The following is a 16023-nucleotide window of genomic DNA, read 5'->3' as shown; positions in this document are numbered from 1 at the left end:
GCCCGCTCCGGCGCGGCCACCCGCGCCTGGTCCTGCGTGTCCGCCCCCGCCGGGCGCACGCCGGGGGTGATGAGCGTGATGTCGGCGCCGACCTCCGAGCGGACCGCCGCCACCTCGTGCGGGCTGCAGACGAGCGCCGTGGCGCCCGCCTCCACCGACATGGCGGCCAGGCGGCGCACGGCGTCGTCGGCGGGACCCACGAGCCCGATGCGGGCGAGGTCGGCCTCCGTGAGCGACGTCAGGACCGTGACGGAGGCGATCTGGGTGTGCGGCGCCGCCTCCACGGCCGCCCTGATCATCTTGGGGCCGCCGGCGGCGTGCACGGTGAGGATGGCGGGGCGCAGGCGGGCGACCGCCTTGGCGGCCCCCGCGACCGTGTTGGGGATGTCGTGGAGCTTCAGGTCGAGGAAGACGCGCACGCCGCTGGCGCCCCGGACGGAGGCGATCACGTCGGGGCCGTAGCGCAGGTAGAGCTCAAGGCCCACCTTCACCGTGCTGACGTGGGGCGTCACGAGCCCGGCCCACCGGGCGGCGGTCTCCAGGTCGGGTGCGTCGAGGGCGACGGCGATCGGTGCGGGCGTCACGGGGAGCTCTCCTCGGAGTCGACGAGCAGGTGCCGGGGAGCGCTCCCCGGCGGGCGGTGGGCGAGGCCGACGGCGTCGGCCAGCCGCTGGAAGCCGCGCGCCTCCAGCAGGTCCTCGAGCTCGCGCTCGATGCGCAGGCACGCGTACGGGTCGTGGAACAGCGCCGTGCCCACCCCGACCGCGCAGGCGCCCGCCAGGATGAGCTGGAAGGCGTCCCTGCCGGTCATCACCCCGCCGACGCCGATGAGCGGGACACCGGGCAGCGCGGCGTGCACCTGCCACACGCACCGCACGGCGAGCGGCAGGACGGCGGGCCCGGACAGCCCCCCGGTCACGGCGGCGAGCGCGGGCCGCAGCGCCTCGGTGTCGATGGCCATCCCGAGCGGGTTGTTGATCATCGAGAGGGCGTCGGCGCCGGCGTCGACGCAGGCGCGGGCCACGGAGACGATGTCGGCCACGTCGGGGGCGAGCTTGGCGACGACCGGCACGTCGTACCGCATGATGGACCGGACCGACGCGATCACCTCGGCGGCGGCGCTGCCCTCGCGGGCGAAGACCCGGCCGCGGTCCTCGATGTTGGGGCACGACAGGTTGACCTCGAGCGCGGTCACTCCGGGCGCGTCGGCGAGCCTGCGGGCCAGCTCGCTGTATTCGGCGACGGTGCCGCCGCCGATCGAGACGATGGTCCTGATGCCCCGCTGGGCGAGCCAGGGCAGCTCGCGTTCGAGGAAGGCGTCGATGCCGGGGCCCTGGAGCCCGACGGCGTTGAGCATGCCGGAGGGGGTCTCGGCCATGCGCGGCGTGGGGCGGCCGGCGCGCGGGGCCATGGTGATGGACCGGGTGGCGAGCGCGCCGAGCCGGTGCAGGTCGAAGAACTGGGCGAGCTCGCGGCCGGAGGAGGCGCATCCGGCGGCGGTGGTGATGGGGTTCGCTAGCTCCACGTGCGCGAGAAAGGTCCGCATATCGACCGACATGTCAGGCCACCGCCGCACACAAGGCGAGCGACGGGGACGGCTCAGCCCGCATGGCGCGCACCGCCCCCGGGCGCGCCCAGGGCGTCGAACGGGATGGTGCCCACGTCCTCGAACCGCACCCGCTCCCCCCTGAACACCGGCCCCTCGGCGCAGGCGCGGACCATCCTGGTCACCCCGTCGTCCCCGATGACCGGGATCACGCACGTCATGCACACCCCGATCCCGCAGGCCATGGCCTCCTCCACCGCCACCTGCACCGGGATGTCGAACTCGATCGCCACCGCGGTGACCGCCCGGAGGGTCTCCATGGGCCCGCACGCGTAGACAACGTCGGCCCGGGTGTCGGCGATCACGGACGGCAGCGCGTCGGTGACCTTGCCGCGCAGGCCGAGCGAGCCGTCCTCGGTGGTGAGCGTGGTCGTCTCGGCCATGCGGCGGGCCCGCATGGCGCCGAACACCCGCTCGGCGCCCGCCCCGCCGAGCAGGAAGTCGACCCGGCAGCCCCGCTCCAGCAGCGCGTCGGCGACCGGGAAGAGCACCGCCGAGCCGTACTCGGCGCCCACGAGCACGCAGTGGACGGGGTCGCGGGGCAGCGGGAAGGGCCGCCCCAGCGGGCCGACCAGGTCGAGCGTGTCGCGGGCGCGGCGTTCGGCGAGCCAGGCGGTGCCGGGCCCGCGCACGGTGAAGACGAGCTCCACCGTGCCGCCGTAGTCGGGCTTGACGTCGTGGACGGTGAGGGCGCGGCGGGTGATCATGGACGTTCGGGCTCCCCCGACCGCGACGGACACGAAATGGCCGGGGCGGTGGCGCTCGGCGATGCCGGGCGCCACCACCGTCAGCGCATGGTAGGCGTCGACCCGGCGCGTCGTCAGCACCGTGCCCGTCACCTGCACAGGTGTGCCGGCCAGTGTCCTTCACCTCCCGAGGGGCTATCCCCGAAGCGCCTGCGCGTGCTCCTGGAGGGACCGTACGCCGACATCGCCCCGCACGATGGCCTGGATGCCCGCGGCGGCCGCCGCGAGTCCCGCGACCGTGGTGATGCACGGGACGCCGCGCAGCACCGCGGCGGTGCGGATGTCGTAGCCGTCGAGCCGCGGGCCGGAGTGGCCGGGGCTGCCGAAGGGCGTGTTGACGATCAGGTCGACCTCGCCGTCCAGGATGCACTGCACGATCGTCGGCTCACCTCCGGGTCCGGGTCCCTCGCTGTGTTTGCGCACGATCTTGGCATGGACGCCGTTGCGGCGCAGCACCTCGGCCGTGCCCTCGGTGGCCAGGATCTCGAAGCCGAGGTCGGCCAGCGCCCGGACGGGGAAGATCATGGCCCGCTTGTCGCGGTTGGCCACGGACACGAACGCCCGCCCCTTGGTGGGCAGCTCGCCGTAGGCGCCGGCCTGGGACTTGGCGTAGGCGATGCCGAAGAACTCGTCGATGCCCATGACCTCGCCGGTCGAGCGCATCTCGGGACCGAGCACGATGTCGACGCCGCGGAACCGGTTGAACGGCAGCACCGCCTCCTTCACCGCGATCGACGCCTCCAACGGCAACGTGCCGCCGTCTCCCGAGGCGGGCAGCATGCCCTCCTCGCGCAGCGAGGCGATCGACGCGCCGAGCATCACGCGGGCCGCCGCCTTCGCCAGCGGCACCGCGGTGGCCTTGGAGACGAACGGCACCGTACGGCTGGCGCGCGGGTTGGCCTCCAGGACGTAGAGGACGCCGGCCGACATCGCGTACTGGACGTTGAGCAGCCCGCGCACGCCCACGCCGCGGGCGATGTCCTCGGTGGCGGCGCGGATGCGCTTGATGTCGTTGCCGCCGAGCGTGATGGGCGGCAGCGCGCACGCCGAGTCGCCGGAGTGGATGCCGGCCTCCTCGATGTGCTCCATGACGCCGCCCAGGTAGAGCTCGGAGCCGTCGTAGAGGGCGTCCACGTCGATCTCGACGGCCTCGTCCAGGAACTTGTCGACCAGCACCGGGTGGCCGCCCTCCTGGGTGGCCATGTAGCGGGTGAGGGTCTCGTCGTCGTAGACGATGGCCATGCCGGCCCCGCCGAGCACGTAGGAGGGCCGCACCAGCACGGGGTAGCCGATGTCCTGGGCGACGCCCAGCGCCTCGGCGACGGTGGTGGCCGTGCCGTGCCGCGGCGCGGGCAGCCCGGCCTCGGCCAGCACGCGGCCGAACGCGCCCCGCTCCTCGGCCAGGTGGATGGACTCGGGCGAGGTGCCGACGACCGGCACGCCCGCGTCCTTGAGCGCCTGCGCCAGGCCGAGCGGGGTCTGCCCGCCGAGCTGCACGATGACGCCCGCGACGGGCCCCGTCCGCTGCTCGGCGTGCACGACCTCCAGGACGTCCTCCAGCGTGAGCGGCTCGAAGTAGAGCCGGTCGGAGGTGTCGTAGTCGGTCGAGACGGTCTCGGGGTTGCAGTTGACCATCACGGTCTCGAACCCCGCCCTGGACAGCTCGAAGGAGGCGTGCACGCAGGCGTAGTCGAACTCGATGCCCTGCCCGATGCGGTTGGGGCCGGAGCCGAGGATGATGACCTTGCGCCGCTCGCCGTACGGGACCTCCGTCTCCTCGTCGTAGGTGGAGTAGAGGTAGGGGGTCTTGGCGGCGAACTCGGCGGCGCAGGTGTCGACCGTGTTGTAGACGGGGCGCACGCCGAGCGCGTGGCGCAGGTCGCGCACGCGGGCCTCGCCGACGCCGCGGATCTCGCCGATCTGCGCGTCGCTGAAGCCGTGGCGCTTGGCCCGCTCCAGCACGGCCGGGGTCAGCTCGGGCGCGTCGCCGAGGGCGACGGCCTCCTCGTGCAGGAGGAAGAGCTGGTCGAGGAACCACGGGTCGACGCTGGTCGCCTCGTACAGCTCATGGGCGGTGGCGCCGGCCCTGATGGCCTGCTGCATGGTGCGCAGCCGCCCGTCGTGCGGGGTGCGGCAGGCGGCCAGCAGCTCGTCCTTGGCGGGCGGCTCGCCGGGCCCCCAGGAGAACGACGACCCGGACTTCTCCAGCGACCGCAGCGCCTTCTGCAGCGCCTCGGGGAAGGAGCGGCCGATGGCCATGGCCTCGCCCACCGACTTCATGTGGGTGGTGAGCGTCCGGTCGGCGCCCCGGAACTTCTCGAAGGCGAAGCGCGGAACCTTGACCACGATGTAGTCGAGGGTCGGCTCGAACGAGGCGGGGGTCTCGCGGGTGATGTCGTTGGGGATCTCGTCGAGGGTGTAGCCGATGGCCAGCTTGGCGGCGATCTTCGCGATGGGGAAGCCGGTGGCCTTGGAGGCGAGGGCGGACGAGCGCGACACCCGCGGGTTCATCTCGATGACGATCATGCGGCCGGTGCTCGGGTCGACGGCGAACTGGATGTTGCAGCCGCCGGTGTCGACGCCGACCTCGCGGATGACGGCGATGGCGACGTCGCGCATGTTCTGGTACTCGCGGTCGGTCAGGGTCAGCGCGGGGGCGACGGTCACGCTGTCGCCGGTGTGCACGCCCATCGGGTCGATGTTCTCGATGGAGCAGACGATGACGACGTTGTCGGCCTTGTCGCGCATGACCTCCAGCTCGTACTCCTTCCAGCCGAGGATCGACTCCTCCAGGAGCACCTCGGTGGTCGGAGAGGCGTCGAGCCCGGCCCCGGCGATGCGCCGCAGGCCGGACTCGTCGTAGGCGAAGCCGGAGCCCGCGCCGCCCATGGTGAACGACGGCCGCACGACGAGCGGGTAGCCCAGCTCGCCGGCGGCGGCCAGGCACTCGTCCATCGAGTGGCAGATGAGGGAGCGGGCCGACTCGGCGTTGAGCCCGTGCTCGCGGGCCACCTTGGCGACGATCTCCTTGAACCGCTCGCGGTTCTCGCCGGCCTGGATGGCGTCGAAGTCGGCGCCGATCAGCTCGACGCCGTAGCGCTCCAGCACGCCCGACTCGTGCAGGGCGACCGCGGTGTTGAGCGCGGTCTGGCCGCCCAGGGTCGGCAGGAGCGCGTCGGGACGCTCCTTGGCGATGATCTTCTCGACGTACTCGGGGGTGATGGGCTCGACGTAGGTGGCGTCGGCGAACTCGGGATCCGTCATGATCGTCGCCGGATTGCTGTTGACGAGGATCACGCGGAAGCCCTCGGCGCGCAGCACGCGGCAGGCCTGGGTGCCGGAGTAGTCGAACTCGCACGCCTGCCCGATCACGATCGGCCCGGAGCCGATCACCAGGACCGACCTGATGTCCTCACGCTTGGGCACGGGTCATGACCTCACAGAACTCGTCGAAGAGATAGGCCGCGTCGTGGGGCCCGGCGGCGGCCTCCGGGTGGTATTGCACGCTGAAGGCCCGCCCGTCGAGCAGGCGCAGGCCCTCGACGCAGCGGTCGTTGAGGTTGACGTGGCTGACCTCGGCCGGGCCGAACGGGGTGTCGAACGGCCCGTCGAGCGGCGCCTCCACGGCGAACCCGTGGTTGTGCGCGGAGATCTCCACCTTGCCGGTGCGGACGTCCTGGACCGGCTGGTTGACCCCGCGGTGGCCGTAGCGCAGCTTGTAGGTGGACAGGCCGAGGGCGCGGCCGAAGAGCTGGTTGCCGAAGCAGATGCCGAAGAACGGCGTGCCGCTCGCCAGCACCGCGCGCAGCGGCTCGACGTCGGCGGTGGCCGGGTCGCCGGGGCCGTTGGAGAAGAACACCCCGTCGGGCCGGATCCCGAGGATGTCCTCGGCCGTGGCCGTGGCGGGCAGCACGTGCACCTCGCAGCCGCGCTCGGCCATGCGGTGCGGGGTCATGCCCTTGATGCCGAGGTCGACGGCCGCGACCGTGAACCGCTTCGCGCCGATGGCCGGCACGACGTAGGGCTCGGCGGTGGCCACCTCGGCGGCCAGGTCGGCGCCCTCCATGCGGGGCGCCAGCCGTACGCGCTCGACCAGGGCCTCCACCGGCTCGGCGGGCGCGGTGAAGATGCCGGCGCGCATGGCGCCGCGCTCGCGCAGGTGGCGGGTGAGCGCGCGGGTGCCGGCGATGGCGATGCCGACGACGCCCTGCTCCTTGAGGTAGTCGTCGAGCGAGCGGTTGGCCCGCCAGTTGGAGACGACGCGGGACGGCTCGCGCACGACGTAGCCGGCGACCCAGACGCGGCCCGACTCGGGGTCCTCGTCGTTGACGCCGGTGTTGCCGATGTGCGGGGCGGTCATCGCGACGATCTGGCGGTGGTAGGACGGGTCCGTGAGGGTCTCCTGGTAGCCGGTCATGCCGGTGTTGAAGACCATCTCGCCGAACGTCTCGCCCTCCGCGCCGTAGGGGGTGCCGCGGAAGACCCGCCCGTCTTCCAGTACGAGCAGCGCGTCGGTCACCAGAACCTCACCAGAGAGCCGTGGTCTGCGGAGCTTGTGCGAATGGCCATGTTCTCTGGACTCCGTTCACTAGCTGCGAACCGCGAACCGCCCAGGGAGACCCGGGAAACCCGGTCCGGCGAGGACAGGGTGGATGTCAAGTGAGCTTCCCTTCGAGGACGGTGGGCCGGCCGCGCAGGAACGTCGCCACCACGCGGCCGGGCAGCGTCATGCCCTCGTAGGGCGTGTTCCGGCTCTTGGAGGCGAAGGCGGCCGGCTCGACCGGGGTGCGGGCGGACGGGTCGTACAGGGTGAGGTTGGCCGGCGCGCCCACCTCGATCGGCTGCCCGTGGCCGGGCAGGCGGCCGATGCGGGCCGGGGCGGCGGACATGCGCTCGGCGACGCCCGCCCAGTCGAGCAGCCCGGTGTCGACCATGGCCTCCTGCACGACGCTGAGCGCGGTCTCCAGGCCGACCATGCCCATGGCGGCGGCCGACCACTCGGTCTCCTTGTCCTCGACCGGGTGGGGGGCGTGGTCGGTGGCGACGACGTCGATCGTGCCGTCGGCCAGGGCCACGCGCAGCGCCTCGACGTCGGCTCGGGTGCGCAGCGGCGGGTTGACCTTGTAGATCGGGTTGTAGGCGCCGACCGGGGAGTCCTCGACGAGCTCGTCGGTGAGCAGGAGGTGGTGCGGGGTGACCTCGGCCGTGACGTTCCAGCCCTTGGACTTGGCCCAGCGCAGGATCTCGACGGACCCGGCCGTGGAGACGTGGCAGACGTGCAGCCGGGAGCCGACGTGGGCGGCGAGCAGGCAGTCGCGGGCGATGACCGCCTCCTCGGCGACCGCGGGCCAGCCGGTCAGGCCGAGCCTGCCGGAGACGACGCCCTCGTTCATCTGCGCGCTCTCGGTGAGCCTCGGCTCCTGGGCGTGCTGGGCGACGACGCCGTCGAACGCCTTGACGTACTCCAGGGCGCGGCGCATGAGGACGGCGTCGCTGACGCACTTGCCGTCGTCGGAGAAGACCCGGACCCGGGCGGCGGAGTCGGCCATCGCGCCGAGCTCGGCGAGGTGGCGTCCCTCCAGTCCGACGGTGACCGCGCCGACCGGCTGGACGTCGCAGTGGCCGTGCTCGCGGCCGAGCCGCCACACCTGCTCGACCACGCCGGCTGTGTCGGCGACGGGCGAGGTGTTGGCCATGGCGTGCACGGCGGTGTAGCCGCCGCGGGCGGCCGACTGGGTGCCGGTCTGCACGGTCTCGGCGTCCTCGCGGCCGGGCTCGCGCAAATGGGTGTGCAGGTCGACGAGGCCGGGCAGGACGACGGCGCCGCCGCCGTCGACCACCTCGCCGTCACCCGCGAGGCCCGGGGCGATCTCGGCGATCAGCCCGTCGGCGACGCGGATGTCCACGGGCTCCCCGCCGAGAACCCTCACATTCTTGATGATCATGCTACGGTCTCTCCCCCGAGCAGCAGGTAAAGGACGGCCATGCGGATGGTCACGCCGTTCGCGACCTGCTCGACGATGGTCGAGCGGGGCGAGTCGGCCACCTCCGCGGCGATCTCCATGCCGCGGTTCATCGGGCCGGGGTGCATCACGATGGCCTGGTCGGGCATCTTGGCGAAGCGGTCGCGGTCGAGGCCGTAGCGCCGGGAGTATTCGCGCTCGCTGGGGAAGTAGGCGGCGTTCATCCGCTCCTTCTGGACCCGCAGCATCATCACGGCGTCGGACTTGGGCAGCACCGAGTCGAGGTCGTAGGACACCTCGCACGGCCAGGTGTCGACCGAGACGGGCAGCAGGGTGGGCGGGGCCACCAGCGTGACCTCGGCCCCGAGTGTGGCGAGCAGCAGCACGTTGGAGCGCGCGACCCGGCTGTGCAGCACGTCGCCGACGATCGTGATGCGGCGGCCTTCGAGGCCGCCCAGGCGGCGGCGCATGGAGAAGGCGTCGAGCAGCGCCTGGGTGGGGTGCTCGTGGGTGCCGTCGCCGGCGTTGACGACGCTGCCGCGCACCCAGTTGGCCAGGCGGTGCGGCGCGCCCGAGGCGCTGTGGCGGATCACGACCGCGTCGGCGCCCATGGCCTCCAGGGTCAGCGCGGTGTCCTTGAGCGACTCGCCCTTGGAGACGCTGGAGCCCTTGGCGGAGAAGTTGATCACGTCGGCGGACAGCCTCTTGGCCGCCGCCTCGAACGAGATGCGGGTCCGGGTGGAGTCCTCGAAGAAAAGGTTGACCACCGTGCGCCCGCGCAGGGTCGGCAGCTTCTTGATGGAACGTTCCGAGACCCTCGCCAGTTCCTCGGCGGTGTCGAGGATGAGCAGGGCGTCGTCCTTGCCGAGGTCGCTCGCGGAGATGAGGTGACGGATCACTTGGCGTCCTCCTTCATGAGCAGCACGGCCTCGCGCCCGTCGGTCTCCTGGAGGTAGACCTTCACCTTCTCGCTCTTGGCGGTGGGGAGGTTCTTGCCCACGTAATCGGCGCGGATCGGCAGCTCGCGGTGGCCACGGTCGACCAGCGTGGCGAGCTGGACGGCGGTGGGGCGGCCGAGATCGTTGAGCGCGTCGAGCGCGGCGCGGACGGTGCGGCCCGAGTAGAGCACGTCGTCGACCAGGACGACGATCTTGCCGTCGATCCCGTCCGGGGGAAGCTCCGTGCGGCCGAGCGGGCGGGCGGGCTTGAGCCGGAGGTCGTCGCGGTACATCGTGATGTCGATCGAGCCTACGGGGATCTTGACCCCTTCGAATCGCTCGATGCGGTCGCCGAGCCGGCGGGCCAGGGTCGCGCCGCGGGTCGGGATGCCGAGGAGGACGACTTCGTCGGCGCCCTTGGTGCGTTCGAGGATCTCGTGGGCGATGCGGGTCAGCGCCCGGTGGATGTCCGGGCCCTCAAGGACGGCCCTGGATTCGGACATGCGGAGGTCACCACCTTTCCCGCCTCACGGGACGGGTCTTAAAGGGTGTTGGTCGCACACACAGTATCAGGGCCTACCAGCCACAACAGGGGGGCCGCCCGCCCCCGGCGCGGCGCCGGCCGCCCGGCGGCGGCGAGAGAAACACCAGATTTGGCAAAAACGGCATGAAACGGTATAAAACCTCCTCAAAGTACCTTCTGGGAGGTCACCCATGACGCTGTCCGCACGTGAGCGGCTTGTCCTGAAGGACATCGCCCACCAGATCAAGGCCGAGAACCCGGGCCTGGCGAGGAGCCTCACCAGGCTGGGCACGGGCCCGGTGACGGCCGAGCGCATCGCGCCGTCCGGCCGCACGCCCTCCGGCCCCGCCCCCTCCGGCCCCGCGCGGGAGGAGCGGGTGGCCCACATGCGCGCCACGGACGAGCGTGACAGGCAGGAGCGCGTCGCGCGGGAGCGCATCCCACCGGCGGAGTACGGCCGGACGGTCGGGCTGCTCGCGGCCGGCCTGGCGGTGCTCGCCCTGGCGATGCTGTTCACCCCCGCGCCCAACCCCGCACCGCGCACCTCGAACCGCACCTCGAACCGCACCTCGTCCCGTACGTCGCCCCGCACCTCGAACCGCCGGAGGCCGCTCTGACGTGACGGGCGGGTCCTATGTGGGGATATAGGACCAATGACCTTTCACGTCGATTCGGAGGTGGGCCGGCTGCACCAGGTGCTCCTGCACAAGCCGGACCTGGCGCTCAAGCGGCTCACCCCGACCAACAAGGACGAGTTCCTCTTCGACGACGTGCTGTGGGCGCAGCGCGCGATGGAGGAGCACGAGGAGTTCCAGCGGGTGCTGCGCGGGCGGGGCGTCACGGTGCACCTGCTGGCCGACCTGCTGCGCGAGACCGTGGACATCCCCGAGGCGCGCAAGCACATCCTCGACGCGATCGTGGACGAGCGCTTCCTCGGCCCGCTGGCCATCGATGACATCCGCAACACGCTCGACGCCATGGACTCGGACACGCTGCAGACGTACCTGACCGGCGGCATCACCAAGCGCGAGCTGGTCGAGTGGGGCTGCGACCCCAAGTCGGTGGCCTACCACGCCGTGCACGACGACGGCTTCGTGCTGCCGCCGCTGCCCAACCACATGTTCACCCGCGACACGTCGTGCTGGATCTACGACGGCGTCTCCGTCAACGCCATGAGGAAGAAGGCGCGGATGCGGGAGACGGTCGACATGGAGGCCGTCTACCAGTTCCATCCGACGTTCGCCGAGGGCTACGACCGGCCGCAGAAGGGCGGCTACCACGTCTGGCTGCCCGGCCACGCGATCGCGCCCGCCACGCTGGAGGGCGGCGACGTGCTCGTCATCGGCCGCGGCGCGGTGCTCGTCGGGATGAGCGAGCGGACCCAGCCGCAGGCCGTCGAGATGCTCGCCCGGCGGCTGTTCGAGGCCGGGTCGGTCACCCGGATCGTGGCGCTGGACATGCCGAAGGCACGCGCCTTCATGCACCTCGACACCGTCATGACCATGGTCGACGTGGGCGTGTTCACCAAGTACGCCGGGCTCGGCATGCTGCCCTCGTACACCATCGAGCCGGGCGACACCGACAAGGAGATGAAGGTCACCGACCACCCGCCCGAGGACATGCACCGGGCGATCGCCCGCGCGCTGGACCTGGACGACATCAAGGTCCTCATCGCGACCCAGGACGTCTACGCCGCCGAGCGCGAGCAGTGGGACGACGGCTGCAACGCCCTGGCCGTCGAGCCAGGCGTGGTCATCGCCTACGAGCGCAACACCACCACCAACAACCACCTGCGCGCCAACGGCGTCGAGGTGATCACCATCCCCGGCAGCGAGCTCGGCAGGGGCAGGGGCGGGCCGCGCTGCATGAGCTGCCCGCTCGAGCGCGAGGGCATCTGACCGCCGTGCGCGTCATCGTCGCGCTGGGCGGCAACGCCGTGCTCCAGCGCGAGCAGAAGCCGGACGCCGAGTCGCAGATCGCCAACGTGGCCGGCTCCGTCAAGACGCTGGCCAAGCTGGCGGAGAAGCACGAGCTGATCATCACGCACGGGAACGGACCGCAGGTCGGCCTGCTGGCCCTGGAGAGCGCCAGCGACCCCCAGCTGAGCAGGCCCTACCCCTTCGACACCCTCGGCGCGCAGACCCAGGGCATGATCGGCTACTGGATGCTGCAGGCCCTGCAGAACGCGCTGCCCGGCCGGCAGGTGCTGGCCATGATCACCCAGACGCTGGTGTCGGCCGTGGACCCCGCGTTCGAGAACCCGACCAAGTTCGTCGGCCAGGTCTACGACCGCGAGGAGGCCGAGAAGCTCGCCGCCGGCTACGGCTGGACGGTCCGGCCCGACGGCGACTACTGGCGCCGCGTCGTCCCCTCCCCCGCGCCGCGGCGCGTGGTGGAGACCCGGCTGATCCGCAGGATGCTGCGCGAGCAGGTCGTCGTGATCTGCGCGGGCGGCGGGGGGATCCCCGTCATCCGCGACGAGCGCGGGCGCCTGTCCGGCGTCGAAGCGGTGATCGACAAGGACCTGACGGCGTCGATCCTGGCGGAGGCGCTGGATTGCGACGCGTTCCTGATCCTCACCGACGTGCCGCGCGTCATGCGGGACTACGGCACGCCCAGGCAGAGGGAGATCGCGCACACGACGCCGCACGAGCTGCGCGCCCTCGACTTCCCGGCCGGGTCCATGGGGCCCAAGGTGGAGGCGGCCTGCCACTTCGTCGAGACGACCGGTGACATGGCCGCCATCGGCAGGCTCGACCAGGCCGAGCGGATCCTCGGCGGCTCGGCGGGGACGATCGTGACGCCCAACGCCCGCTGGCCGCTAACGAGCACGCTGTAAGGGCTTTACGCGCCCATGGGCGCGCCGCGGGCGACTCGCGGGGATGTCGCAGGACCTAAGGAGGTCTCCAGTGACACTGGCTCAACGGCTCTTCCGCACCAAGCCGGCCGACCAGATCGTGGCCGAGGGCGGCAGGGGCGAGGGCGGCGAGCTGCGCCGCACGATGACCCTGTGGCAGCTCACGCTGTTCAGCGTCGGCGCCACGCTCGGCACCGGCATCTTCGTCATCCTCGGCCAGGCCGTGCCCAAGGCCGGCCCCGCCGTGGTGCTGTCGTTCGTGCTCGCGGCCATCACGGCGCTGTTCTCGGCGCTGTCGTACGCGGAACTGGCCGGCACGATCCCGGTGTCCGGCTCGTCCTACTCGTACGCGTACGCGACGCTGGGCGAGATCGTCGCCTGGGTCGCCGGCTGGTGCCTCATGCTGGAGTACGCCGTGTCGGTCGCCGCGGTCGCCGTCGGCTGGGGCCAGTACCTCAACTCGTTCCTGGAGAGCCTGTTCGGCTGGGAGCTGCCCGCGGCGATCATCGGCGCGCCCGGTCAGGAGGGCGGGGTGGTGAACCTCACGGCGATCCTCATCGTCGTGCTGTGCACCTGGCTGCTGCTGCGCGGCGCCTCGGAGAGCGCCACGGCCAACGCCGTGTTCGTGCTGATCAAGGTCGTCGTGCTGGTGTTCTTCTGCGTGGTGGCCTTCACGGCCTTCCGGGCCGGGAACTTCACGCCTTTCGCGCCCATGGGGGTCGCGGGGATCACCGCGGCCGCCTCCCAGGTGTTCTTCTCCTACATCGGCTTCGACGCCGCCTCGACGGCAGGCGAGGAGGCCAAGAACCCCAGGCGCGACCTGCCGCTGGCCATCATCCTGTCGCTCGCGATCGTCACGGCGCTCTACGTGCTCGTCGCCGTGGCCGCCATCGGCGCGCTGCCGTGGACCGAGTTCGACCCGGAGAGCACCGAGGCCGTCCTGTCGCAGCTCGCCGACCTCGCGACCGGCTCGACGTGGGCGGGCCTCATCGTGTCCTTCGGCGCGTCGATCGCCATCGCCAGCGTCGTGCTGACCGTCATGTACGGCCAGACCCGCATCCTGTTCGCCATGTCGCGCGACGGGCTCATCCCGCGCGTGTTCCAGAAGGTGCACCCGCGCCACCAGGTGCCGGTCGCCAACACGCTCATCGTCGCGACCTTCATCTCGGTGCTCGCCGGGCTGGTGCCGCTCGGGCAGCTCGCCGAGGCGACCAGCATCGGCACGCTGTTCGCGTTCGCCCTCGTGAACATCGGCGTGCTCGTGCTCCGCTACCGCAGGCCCGACCTGCCGCGCAGCTTCCGCACCCCGCTCTTCCCCGCCACGCCGGTGCTCGGCACGATCTTCTGCGGCCTGGTGATGGCCGGTCTGGCCGGAGTCACCTGGGTGGCGTTCGGGCTGTGGATGCTGCTGGGGTTCGCCTGCTACTTCCTGTACGGCTACCGCAAGTCGCGGCTGAACGCCGAGGTGCTCTGACCATGAGATTCGACAACGTACTGGCCGGGTTCGTCCCCGGGGCGCGGGGCCGTGACGGGCTCGTGCTGGCGATGCTCCTCGGCAGGCAGGCCGGCGGGCGCCTGACGGTGGCGACCGTGCAGCCGCCGGCCTCCTGGCCCGTCCCGGGGCCCGCCCGCGCCGAGGAGAGCGCCTGGCGCGGCTATCTCAGGGAGCAGGCCGAGGCCACGCTCGCGAAGGCGCGCGAGCTGGCCGGCGACGACGCCGACTACGTCGTCCACACCAACAAGGGCAGCGGGCGCGCGAAGGCGCGCGAGCTGGCCGGCGACGACGCCGACTACGTCGTCCACACCAACAAGGGCAGCGGGCGCGGGCTGGTGGAGCTGGCGCGCAGGATCGGGGCGGACGCCGTCGTCATCGGGTCCGCGCCCGGCGGCGCCAAGGGGCGCATCGCGGTCGGCAGCACCGCCGACCAGCTGCTCCACGCCTCCACGGTGCCGGTGACGCTCGCGCCCCGCGGCTACTCCGACCAGCCGCCCGTCGCGTTCGAGCGGCTCACCCTGGCCTACCGCCGCGGTCCGTGCGCCGACGCCGCGGTCGCCTCGGCGGCCCAGGCCGCCGCCCTGCTGGACGTCCCGCTCCGGCTGGTGACGCTGCTCGTCAGCGGCGGCAGGCGGGTCAAGATCGAGGAGAAGATGCTCGAACGGCTGCGCGAGCAGGCCGCCGCCGACCTCGCCGCCGCCGCCGAAGGACACCGGCGGCGCGTCGAACCGGAGATCGAGGTGCTGGAGGGCCGGAGCGTGTCCCGGGCACTCGCGGCCACCTCCTGGCTGCCGGGAGAACTGCTCGTCTGCGCGTCCAGCACCGGCGGCCCGCTGCGGCGGGTCTTCCTCGGCGACACTTCCGTCAAGATCGTCCGCGCCGCCACCTGTCCTGTGATCATCCTCACTCGCCAGCCGTGAAGGAGGCGAACATCCTCGGCAAACTATGACGAAGTCTCGTTATTTCTGGGACATGTGGGGCTTTTGCGGCGTAGCCTCCCGGATCGGATTCGGCATCTTTTTTCCAATCAGCTTGACCTTGAGCGTCCTCCCCTTTACCGTCACTGTGCGTAACCAGCACCGCGCGGCGTTTTGGGGCGAACCCAGGGCCACCGCCACCGACGGAGCCGAGTCCGGCACCAGACCCCCGGTGGCCGGGGCGATCGTCGCGAGGGAGCACAATCTACTGAGAGCAACACATAGAGAGCCGGGGGGCCAACCGATGCCGTCTGAGTACGCAAAGTCGCTGGGTGCACGACTGCGCGCCATCCGCACCCAGCAGGGCCTGTCCCTGCACGGGGTCGAGGAGAAGTCGCGCGGCAGGTGGAAGGCAGTGGTCGTGGGCTCGTACGAGCGTGGCGACCGTGCGGTCACGGTGCAGAAGCTTGCCGAGCTTGCCGACTTCTACGGGGTGCCCGTCTCCGAGCTGCTGCCCGGCGGTGCCGCGCCCAGCCCGCTCGGGCCGACGCCGAAGCTTGTGATCGACCTTGAGCGGCTGGCCACGCTGCCCAAGGAGAAGGCGGGCGCACTGGCCCGCTACGCCGCCACGATCCAGAGCCAGCGTGGCGACTACAACGGCAAGGTGCTGTCGATCCGCCAGGAGGACCTGCGCTCCCTGGCCGTGATCTACGACAAGTCGCCCAGCGAGCTGACGGAAGAGCTCATCAGCTGGGGAGTCCTCGACGCCGAGGCCCGCCGCGCCGTCGAGTCCTTCTGACGACACCCTGCCGTGAGGGGCGCGCCACCGCACAGGCGCGCCCCTCACGCATGTCCGGGCACATACGTTCCCGCCCGCCGCCGGACGTACGTTCCCGCCCGCCGCCGGGCGCGCGGGAGCGCCTTCACCGGGCGCGCCCTCCCTGGCGTGCGGGAGCGCCCCGCACCTGGCGCGACCCC

Annotated in this window: 14 protein-coding genes; 6 read left to right on the top strand and 8 right to left on the bottom strand. The window is 71.8% G+C overall.

Translation table 11 applies throughout. The features are described from left to right. From pyrF to pyrR, 8 genes are all read right to left on the bottom strand, one after another. On the bottom strand, positions 1-584 hold a 584-nt coding region (pyrF, locus tag DQW85_RS12920), incomplete at its 3' end, for an orotidine-5'-phosphate decarboxylase (RefSeq protein ID WP_113700564.1). Beyond that, positions 581-1558: a dihydroorotate dehydrogenase gene (locus DQW85_RS12915; protein WP_113700563.1), complete on the bottom strand. Its 978-nt coding sequence runs from the start codon at positions 1556-1558 to the stop codon at positions 581-583. The genes DQW85_RS12915 and pyrF, both read right to left, overlap by 4 nt. Positions 1559-1599: 41 nt before the next feature. Further along, complete coding sequence (locus tag DQW85_RS12910; protein WP_205315080.1) at positions 1600-2451, bottom strand: dihydroorotate dehydrogenase electron transfer subunit; 852 nt, start codon at positions 2449-2451, stop codon at positions 1600-1602. Positions 2452-2487: 36 nt separating this feature from the next. Further along, the gene (gene carB, locus DQW85_RS12905; RefSeq protein WP_113700561.1) at positions 2488-5778 is read right to left on the bottom strand and encodes a carbamoyl-phosphate synthase large subunit; all 3291 of its coding nucleotides are present in this window, start codon (positions 5776-5778) and stop codon (positions 2488-2490) included. After that, entirely contained in the window at positions 5765-6874 is a 1110-nt protein-coding gene (gene carA / locus DQW85_RS12900; protein WP_113700560.1) for a glutamine-hydrolyzing carbamoyl-phosphate synthase small subunit, read from the bottom strand. The genes carB and carA overlap by 14 nt, the downstream gene beginning before the upstream one ends. A gap of 133 nt (positions 6875-7007) precedes the next feature. After that, positions 7008-8297, bottom strand: coding sequence for a dihydroorotase (locus DQW85_RS12895; RefSeq protein WP_113700559.1), 1290 nt, complete (start codon positions 8295-8297; stop codon positions 7008-7010). Beyond that, the gene (locus DQW85_RS12890; RefSeq protein ID WP_205315081.1) at positions 8294-9211 is read right to left on the bottom strand and encodes an aspartate carbamoyltransferase catalytic subunit; all 918 of its coding nucleotides are present in this window, start codon (positions 9209-9211) and stop codon (positions 8294-8296) included. Before DQW85_RS12890 ends, DQW85_RS12895 begins: the two co-directional genes overlap by 4 nt. Then, a complete protein-coding gene (gene pyrR / locus DQW85_RS12885) occupies positions 9211-9756 on the bottom strand; it encodes a bifunctional pyr operon transcriptional regulator/uracil phosphoribosyltransferase PyrR (RefSeq protein WP_113700557.1) in 546 nt (181 codons plus the stop codon). The genes DQW85_RS12890 and pyrR overlap by 1 nt, the downstream gene beginning before the upstream one ends. Before the next feature lie 211 nt (positions 9757-9967). Here pyrR and DQW85_RS12880 point away from each other — a divergent pair, with 211 nt between their 5' ends. The 6 genes from DQW85_RS12880 (at position 9968) to bldD (ending at position 15844) form a co-directional block, all read left to right on the top strand. Next, the gene (locus DQW85_RS12880) at positions 9968-10393 is read left to right on the top strand and encodes a DUF3040 domain-containing protein (protein ID WP_113700556.1); all 426 of its coding nucleotides are present in this window, start codon (positions 9968-9970) and stop codon (positions 10391-10393) included. A gap of 36 nt (positions 10394-10429) precedes the next feature. Continuing rightward, positions 10430-11674 (top strand): arginine deiminase, encoded by a 1245-nt coding sequence (locus DQW85_RS12875; protein WP_205315079.1) that lies wholly within the window; start codon positions 10430-10432, stop codon positions 11672-11674. 5 nt (positions 11675-11679) lie between these two features. Beyond that, positions 11680-12615, top strand: a complete 936-nt coding sequence (gene arcC, locus DQW85_RS12870) for a carbamate kinase (protein ID WP_113700554.1) — start codon at positions 11680-11682, stop codon at positions 12613-12615. 43 nt (positions 12616-12658) lie between these two features. Then, positions 12659-14107: an amino acid permease gene (locus DQW85_RS12865; protein ID WP_113700553.1), complete on the top strand. Its 1449-nt coding sequence runs from the start codon at positions 12659-12661 to the stop codon at positions 14105-14107. 2 nt (positions 14108-14109) lie between these two features. Beyond that, complete coding sequence (locus tag DQW85_RS12860; RefSeq protein ID WP_113700552.1) at positions 14110-15048, top strand: universal stress protein; 939 nt, start codon at positions 14110-14112, stop codon at positions 15046-15048. A 301-nt stretch (positions 15049-15349) separates the two neighbouring features. Then, positions 15350-15844, top strand: coding sequence for a transcriptional regulator BldD (bldD, locus tag DQW85_RS12855; RefSeq protein WP_026214021.1), 495 nt, complete (start codon positions 15350-15352; stop codon positions 15842-15844). Positions 15845-16023 lie beyond the last annotated feature (179 nt).

The sequence above is a fragment of the Nonomuraea lactucae genome, from assembly GCF_003313395.1.
In the GTDB taxonomy this organism is placed as follows: Bacteria; Actinomycetota; Actinomycetes; order Streptosporangiales; family Streptosporangiaceae; genus Nonomuraea; species Nonomuraea lactucae.
This window is presented reverse-complemented; position numbering and strand designations above follow the sequence as displayed.